This window comes from candidate division WOR-3 bacterium (genome assembly GCA_016926475.1).
Lineage (GTDB): Bacteria > SDB-A > SDB-A > SDB-A > SDB-A > JAFGIG01.
The window spans coordinates 1-7,169 of sequence record JAFGON010000092.1 but is presented as its reverse complement, the minus strand read 5'-3'; the positions used below and the strand labels follow the sequence as shown (position 1 = coordinate 7,169).

At 38.9% G+C, this 7,169-nt stretch carries 8 protein-coding genes; 5 read left to right on the top strand and 3 right to left on the bottom strand.

The genetic code is table 11. The features are described 5' to 3' along the window. Positions 1–1,084: hypothetical protein (locus JXA84_09040; GenBank protein ID MBN1151349.1), on the bottom strand; the 1,084-nt coding region annotated here is incomplete at its 3' end. Between the two features lie 182 nt (positions 1,085–1,266). Between JXA84_09040 and JXA84_09035 the strand changes: the two genes are divergently transcribed. From JXA84_09035 to JXA84_09025, 3 genes are all read left to right on the top strand, one after another. Then, on the top strand, positions 1,267–1,758 hold the full coding sequence (locus JXA84_09035; GenBank protein ID MBN1151348.1) for a DUF2384 domain-containing protein: 492 nt from the start codon (positions 1,267–1,269) through the stop codon (positions 1,756–1,758). Then, a complete protein-coding gene (locus JXA84_09030; GenBank protein ID MBN1151347.1) occupies positions 1,755–2,228 on the top strand; it encodes an RES family NAD+ phosphorylase in 474 nt (157 codons plus the stop codon). Before JXA84_09035 ends, JXA84_09030 begins: the two co-directional genes overlap by 4 nt. Before the next feature lie 89 nt (positions 2,229–2,317). Further along, complete coding sequence (locus JXA84_09025; protein ID MBN1151346.1) at positions 2,318–2,788, top strand: hypothetical protein; 471 nt, start codon at positions 2,318–2,320, stop codon at positions 2,786–2,788. 80 nt (positions 2,789–2,868) lie between these two features. Here the strand turns inward: JXA84_09025 and JXA84_09020 are convergent, their stop codons facing one another. Next, positions 2,869–4,224 carry a hypothetical protein gene (locus JXA84_09020; protein MBN1151345.1) on the bottom strand — a complete coding sequence of 452 codons (1,356 nt, stop codon included), beginning with the start codon at positions 4,222–4,224 and terminating at the stop codon, positions 2,869–2,871. Continuing rightward, positions 4,208–4,825, bottom strand: a complete 618-nt coding sequence (locus tag JXA84_09015) for a restriction endonuclease subunit S (protein ID MBN1151344.1) — start codon at positions 4,823–4,825, stop codon at positions 4,208–4,210. The genes JXA84_09020 and JXA84_09015 overlap by 17 nt, the downstream gene beginning before the upstream one ends. 157 nt (positions 4,826–4,982) lie before the next feature. Here JXA84_09015 and JXA84_09010 point away from each other — a divergent pair, with 157 nt between their 5' ends. Together JXA84_09010 and JXA84_09005 are read left to right on the top strand one after the other, a co-directional pair. After that, positions 4,983–6,323 (top strand): AAA family ATPase, encoded by a 1,341-nt coding sequence (locus JXA84_09010; protein ID MBN1151343.1) that lies wholly within the window; start codon positions 4,983–4,985, stop codon positions 6,321–6,323. Next, a partial coding sequence (locus JXA84_09005) for a hypothetical protein (protein MBN1151342.1) occupies positions 6,286–7,169 on the top strand: 884 nt, incomplete at its 3' end. The genes JXA84_09010 and JXA84_09005, both read left to right, overlap by 38 nt.

The following is a 7,169-nucleotide window of genomic DNA, read 5'->3' as shown; positions in this document are numbered from 1 at the left end:
TCATGTTTGGATTGTTTGAATACACATCACCGGACATCGACCAGATTCCGGGTGTTTGCCAGGTGTTCCCTCCGTCTGAACTGTAGTTGTAATATACTCTTGGATTAGTCCCCTGTGTGTAAAGTCCGTAGACGTAATTGGACGGATACGTGTGGTATTTTTGCGAAGCTAACTGCGGTGTGGACCTCACAGTGTCGTTTGCTGAAGACACATTGACAAAGCCAGATTGATTGCCCCACATTCTGAATCTGTTGGAGGACTGATTATATATTGTTCCGACATAAAAAACGTCGGAGTCATTGCAGGCGGCGGTCACTTCCTTTGGACCCAATGAAGAAGTATGCGGTCCATACATGTCCCATGTTACTCCGGTGTCCGCAGAAGACGCAGTCAACCAAGAAGTTTCTCCCGGCGTGTGGTAAAGTCTTATTAAGGAAATCACAATAAAGGGATTTGAATCAGGTTCGACATCCATTGCTACCTGAAACACGCTGTCGTAATCCGGGTCGGAAAACTGCAGCCATCTTTCTCCGTATCCGGGTTGAACAGCTCCGAAAAAAAGCCTATACCCGGAAGCGGGAACTGAGTCAGCCCATATCAGGTATATATTAGGGTTGTCGCTTACGAATGGTTCCAACTTCATATCGAAATCAAGCAATTGCCCGCCTGTGCCTGGATTCATACTGTAAATCATATTCCATGTATAGCCATTGTCGGTTGTTCTGTATACAAAAAGTGTGTCGGTGCCAGAAGAGTGGCAGGATTGAATGCCTGCATAGATATAGCCGTTGGCATCGTAATCGAGGGCGATGTTGTATCTGTAGGGAATCACGCATTGGTCCGTGACCAAAAGGTCCGGACCCCAGAGAGGGGCGTATCTGGATGGTTCAGTGCGCATGGTTAAGTCTTCTTGATTTTGGACAGGATATGGTGTTGTCTCGGGAAGCATTCCTTCTTCGGGGTCAATGCCTTCGCCGGTGTGTATTGTCACCGCTTCTGAGAAGATTGTCCCAGACGGACCATGTCCGCTTGCGAAAATAGAAACGCAAGCGAATATACCAATTAAAACAAACATTTTCTTCATCAGTACTCCTTTGTTGATAATCCTATCAATAAACTATCACATATATTGTAAAAACTCATTAAATTAGTCCTATTTGTATTTGATTCAATTTGATTTTCAATTACAAAATAATATATTTAAATAAAATGATTTACCTTACGCCAAATGTCTGGTATAATCAAGCCAAATGGCAAAAGAATTTTATGGCTGTAAAAGAAACTAAAAATAAAGGCGTTTCTGCCGATTATCTGAAAAAGCATCTCAACTCTGCCGGCGAAAAAAATTCCCATCCGTACTTAATACTCTTGGGGCTTAAGGCCTGTGATACAGAACCTCTTTTGAAGAACATAGAAGGTGGAATTCCGTACTCCGCTTTTTTAAAATTTCAAAAAAACCTCGAGATGAACGCAAGTGAACTGGCGGAGCTTCTTCAGATAAGCGTTCGAACGCTTCAGAGAAGAAAAATCGCCGGAAAACTCGAACCCGACGAATCCGACAGACTTGTCAGATTGTCGAGAGTTTTCTGGAAAGCCATTGAGCTTTTCGAAGGGGATTTCGACAGTGCAAAAAAATGGCTTTCCGAAAAGCAGGTTGGCCTCGGGAACCTCAGACCTATAGATTTCATAAAAAGCGAAACCGGAGCCAAGGAAGTCGAAAATCTAATGGGCAGGCTCGAACACGGCGTTTTTCCTTGAAGATAACCTCCTGGCGGATTGTCAAAAAGAAATTTGAGGCAACGGCTTTTTCAGGTGAAGGAGCCAGAATTTACGGCGGGAGGTGGAACAGTTCAGGGAAAAAAGTGGTTTACACCTCTGAAAATATCTCTCTCGCTTTGCTTGAAATCACGGTCCACTTGGACAAGACTCTGCTTGAAAACTATGTTCTGATACCCGTCATTTTTGAAAATTCCATGGTGAAAGAAATAGATCCAAAAATATTGCCGAATAACTGGAGAAAGTTTCCGGCGCCTTCAGCCTTAAGGAACATCGGAGACGATTGGTATGAAGAAAATAAATTTCCTGTTCTAAAAGTCCCCAGCGTCATTGTCCCGAGTGAATTCAACTATCTTCTGAACGTCTCACACAAGGATTTCAAGAAGATGAGGATGGGGATATCTGAACCTTTCGAAATCGACAGCCGGCTCAAAAATCATATCAGCAGATAATTAATGAATACAAAAAACATCTTTTCAATAATCTTCCGATTTTCTCTCGATCTATGGATATGAAACCCTTTTAAAACAGGAGGTTTATAATGAGAGTAAATGTTGTGAAAAAGATGCATGTTTGGTGCTATTTGCCGATAATAATTCTGACGCTTTTGCTCTCTTGGGAATGTTCAAAAAACGAATCTGGCGGTGAATCTTCAGAGCCGGCTGATACAACTGCGAGGGTTGAACCAACTGAGCAGATTATCGAAAAATCCGGCACGATAGAAGAGGGCGACCTGACGGATCCCAACCACATGAACTTTCCCTATGATGCATACACTTTTGAAGCTACGACAGGAGACAAAGTAAGGGTCGAAGTTACGACCGAAGCTTTCACTCCTCTTCTCAAACTAATCGAAGTCTCCACAGGTGCGGTTCTAGCCGAATGGGACAGCGAGTACCCTATGGGTGATGCGCTTATATATGTCATCGCCGGACCAGATGAGTATGAGGCGAGGGTTTATTCGACAAATTCCGGAACAGGTGAATATAGTCTTAAAATTATTGTGGAATAGTGTTTTCAAACAGCAGATTGTAAGCTGAAAGGTTTTCAACCTTAAAGTTCTCAACCGAAATGTTCTCAACCAGAAGGTTCTCAACCTTCTGGTATTCGACCTTTAATATCGTCTGTCAATTCATCGAATTCATCTTCTAATTTTCCGATATTCTCGGTCAGGGAATTTATCTCATCTTTTAGATTCTTGAGTTTATCTGAAAAATTCTCCGAACCTGCGGATTCCGGGTGAAGAGGTTTGAAAAGGTTTAGTTTAAAATCTTCGATTTCAGTAAATATTTTTGCATAATATTTTTTTTCTTTTCTATTGGTGATTATATCCGCGATACTTTCGACAATCTCAGTTGTGAGACTATTTCTTGTTTTATTTTCAGTGAAAATTGACGCATCGACAAGCAAAACACCTTTTTTCGTCTTGTTATTGCTGAAACCGAATACGAATGACTGCCGGTAATTTCCCAAAAAGTACATGTTTGGAAGTCTTACGGCAAAATCAAGAGGTTTTTGAGAAATCAAAACAAAAAATTCATTTCTCAGATAATCTTCAGCCAGAGTCCTTGCGTCAACATATAAATAAATGCCTTTTCCTTCAGTAAACAATAGATTGAGTTCTTTTGAAAGGTATTCTTTGTAAAGATTGTCAGCTCTTCGAATATCTCCGGGTTCTCTTTCGTTTCTGAAAAAAATTCTTCTCATGGATACGTATGATTTAGGAAAATGAAATTTTAAGAATTTTTCTCCGGAAGTCAGAGCGTCTTTAGGTTTCAGAATTTTTATGTTTTCAGATTCAGAGAATTTTTTCAAAATAGTCTGGATCAAGAAGGAATACATGGATTCAGTTCCGACGAAAATATTACGGGTATAATTTTCCTGATAATCAAAATACACCCCGTTTTCTATGCCTGAAAACACTATATTTTCACAACCCTTTTTTTCAGCCAAAGCAAACATAAGCTTTTTGGCGTTTTCTTGAGCCCTCTGTTCTGGGTTGAAAAAATAGTTTCCGTGCTGAAAATACCTGAAGAGGGTAATAAAAAATAAACCCTTCTCATCCGTCAAAGATTTATTCTTGTCCGACAGCTCAAGAGCCAGTATTTTTACCTTCCTGTCTTTTCCTTCCTTGCTTAAGTTATTTTCAAAGAAGTCTTGATTTGTGATGTCGGTAAATTCAATGGAATTGTTTTGTAAAAACTTATCCAACAAAGATATCAGGTTTTCATAGGCGTTTTTTTCTGTGACAAGACCCGAAAAAGGATGCTCTGTGTTTTTTGAGAAAGGGTTTGAAGAAACCTTTGATTCCTCGCAAAACTTCAGAAGAACTGCCCCGAAGAACAGAGAAAAACTGTTCCATGATTGCCGGCCATCGCAGAAATTCTGGTACAGCCCAATGTATTCTCTTCCTTTATCGGAAAACAACCTGTCAGTCCTTAAAAGCATTTGATATTCCCAGTAAATTGCTGAGAGTCAGGTCCAGTAATTCTTTTTTATGTTCGATAATTTTCCCGTAATTTTCCATCTGTTTGGTGAGGTTTTCATAGACATTAACCGCATTTTTTTGAATTTCGATATCAGGTAATGCTATTTCAAGTGATTCGAGAGAGTTTTTGTTTATTATATGTGTGTTCGCCCTGTTGGATGAAAAATGAGTCTGCGAAGGGGGAAGGTTGATGTAAAGGGCAAGGTAAGGGGGGAATATTTCATTCCTATTTATACCCTCTATTGGCCGTATTCTCATGATAAAAAAATGGTGCGTCGCGAGGGCATTAAAATTACCCTTGAAAACAGCTGCGACATGGTTGGTTGATTTGGCTTTGAATAAGATTTCGTCCTCTTTGAGAAGATGTTTTTCGAGAATTCTTTTATCGTCAATTTTAATGGATTTAAATTGGCCTAAATTTTCTAAAATAAGAGAACGGCCGACGTCTGATAACTGTATTACCTGAACATCTCCTTCATTATCTTCTTCTATCTTAAATCTAAAAAGATAGCCGGCTCTGATTTCACAAATATCGGACAGCTTAATTTTTTTTATAACCATGGCAGATGATAACACAGTTGATAAAATAAAACAAAGCAATAATGGTAATAATTTTTTCAATGCACTTATAAATTTTTCTTGACACTGCATCAAATTTATACTATAAACAAAGATGTAATAAAATTTAGCAACACTATAATAAAAAAAGGAGATTAAAATGGATGAAATTTTACAAAAACTTCAAGTTTTTGGATACGAAAAGTATTCCAAAATAATTCTTTCATCATTGGTCACAGGGGAACCACTTCTTTTTATAGGAAAACACGGATCTGGTAAAACGTTTATGTTGTGTCAGTTAGCGCGTGCTCTCGGATATAAAACGGAAGGAGATGAAAAAGAATTCAACGCATACGACGCATCTAAATCGGTTTTTGAAGACATCATCGGTTTCCCAGATCCTGAAATGATGAAAAAAAGTAAAATGGAATACATAAAATCGCCCATGACCTTGTGGAATAAAAAATTCATATTGATTGACGAATTATCGAGGGCGAATTATGCCATGCAGAGCAAATGGCTTGAAATCATCAAGGACAGATCCTTGATGGGAAAAAATATTCCTTCGTTAAGGTATGTGTTTTCAGCGATGAATCCCCTGAATTATCCCGGTGCTTATACACTTGACCCTGCACTCGCAGATAGATTTGCCCAGATTGTGGAGATAGATGATTATTTCAAAGAAGATGACATACTCAAAATTGTCAAAGGAAATAATGAAAAATCGTCGCTTCTGAGAGAAGATAACGAGTTCGACAAGAACATTACTGAAAAACTTCAAGCCCTTATAAAGAAAGTAAAAAAAGAATATTATACTTTGCCCCAAAAAATTACCGATTTATCCGAAAAATTCTGCGCTGCTTATTACAGGAATGCCCAGGATGTATGTTCCGAAAAAGAATTCAAAGCGGTAAGCGAGAGAAGAGTGGGAATGATTTTTAGGACGTTAAAAGTCATGTTCGCGATAGACATGTCAAAAAAAATCAGAATTACAACGAAAGTCTTTAGGGATAATTTTAAAATGGCTTCCGAGTTTTCCTGGATTTATCCCGCCATCGAGGACGGGAATACGAGAAATCTAGAGAAGGAAATACTTGAAAAGACAATCAGGGATCTGGGTTTTATCAAGATAGAACCGGAAAACGAGGAAAGCACAGAGAGAATACTTCAAAAATTCAAGATTTCGACATCGGGAAAAGAAGCTTTTAAATCAGCCCTGACAATTTTGAACAAAGCAAGGCTTTTGCAGGAAAAAAACGTTTCATCATGCGAAAAGGATATTCAACTTTTTGAAAAAGCGAAGGAAGTTATACTCAGTCAGGGTGATGATTGGCTCAACAGGAATCTTCACGGAATGAGCGTTGACAGCTACAGAATAACAGGGATTTGCGACCAATACATTGACAATGACGACGATACCGCAGTTGAAATAATTTCAGAAATTTTAAAAAGCGAGGAAAACTATGCAAGTGGAAATATTCAAGAGAAAAAAACTGCTTAAAGGGCTTACTTTTCTTGCCGCAAGCTTGAAAGAAATCGCATTCAGCTCCGAAAAGGAAATTGAAGATTTAAAAATTTTTACAAGAAAGGCGGCCCACTGGATTGTTCCGCCTCCGGAAAACAAGGGCGGAAGTTTTTACAAGACTCTGAAGAAGGAATTTATTCTCGGTGACAAAAAAATGGTAGGTTTTTTCTGTATTGATTCCGGAAAAGTATATGAAGTTTCGCAGTATCTTTGGGAAAAACTTACTGTAAACAGCACTATTGAAAAGCTTTTCCCCGGTTCAAGGGCAGGAATGCCCCTGAAAAAATGCGTCAAGTTCACCAAATTTCTCAACAAAGTCATCAATGAAATCTCTATGTTCCAGAAGAACAGCAACTGGGATTATGAATTGCCATTTGTCCATAACGCCTTGAACGAAAGCAGTTTTATTAACGTAAAGAATTTTGAAGAAATCTTCACTAAGAACGGCGATGACTATTATTTTAAGAGCAGAGTATTCCCGAGGGTGTTCAGGGAAAAGTTGTTGATAGTCAGGGAAAGGGAAATCGAGGGGATTAAAATCAACGACGTTCTTTTCAAGTTCGAAAATTCCACCAATGATTTAATTTCCAGAAATAAAAAAGGATTCATTTGTGTTGTGGATGGGAAGATGAAAATTCCAGGCAACAGTGAATTCGAGTATTTCTCCCAGGAAAGCCGGCTCAAGGTTTTGGAAAGCAATAACTTCGACACAAAACTCAGTAGCTTGCTTAAGACTATATATCTTCTTAAGCACACGCCGGAAGTGATCAGCAGAAAACAACCGCGTTTTAAAAGCGGTGTTTATTTTGTCTGCAAATCCCC

What these genes read in the sequence shown, in the direction of transcription:
- JXA84_09010 (MBN1151343.1), top strand. Translation starts at nt 4,983, where the DNA reads ATGGATGAAATTTTACAAAAACTTCAAGTTTTTGGATACGAAAAGTAT.
- JXA84_09020 (MBN1151345.1), bottom strand. Translation starts at nt 4,224, where the DNA reads ATGCTTTTAAGGACTGACAGGTTGTTTTCCGATAAAGGAAGAGAATAC.
- JXA84_09035 (MBN1151348.1), top strand. Translation starts at nt 1,267, where the DNA reads ATGGCTGTAAAAGAAACTAAAAATAAAGGCGTTTCTGCCGATTATCTG.
- JXA84_09015 (MBN1151344.1), bottom strand. Translation starts at nt 4,825, where the DNA reads ATGGTTATAAAAAAAATTAAGCTGTCCGATATTTGTGAAATCAGAGCC.
- JXA84_09025 (MBN1151346.1), top strand. Translation starts at nt 2,318, where the DNA reads ATGAGAGTAAATGTTGTGAAAAAGATGCATGTTTGGTGCTATTTGCCG.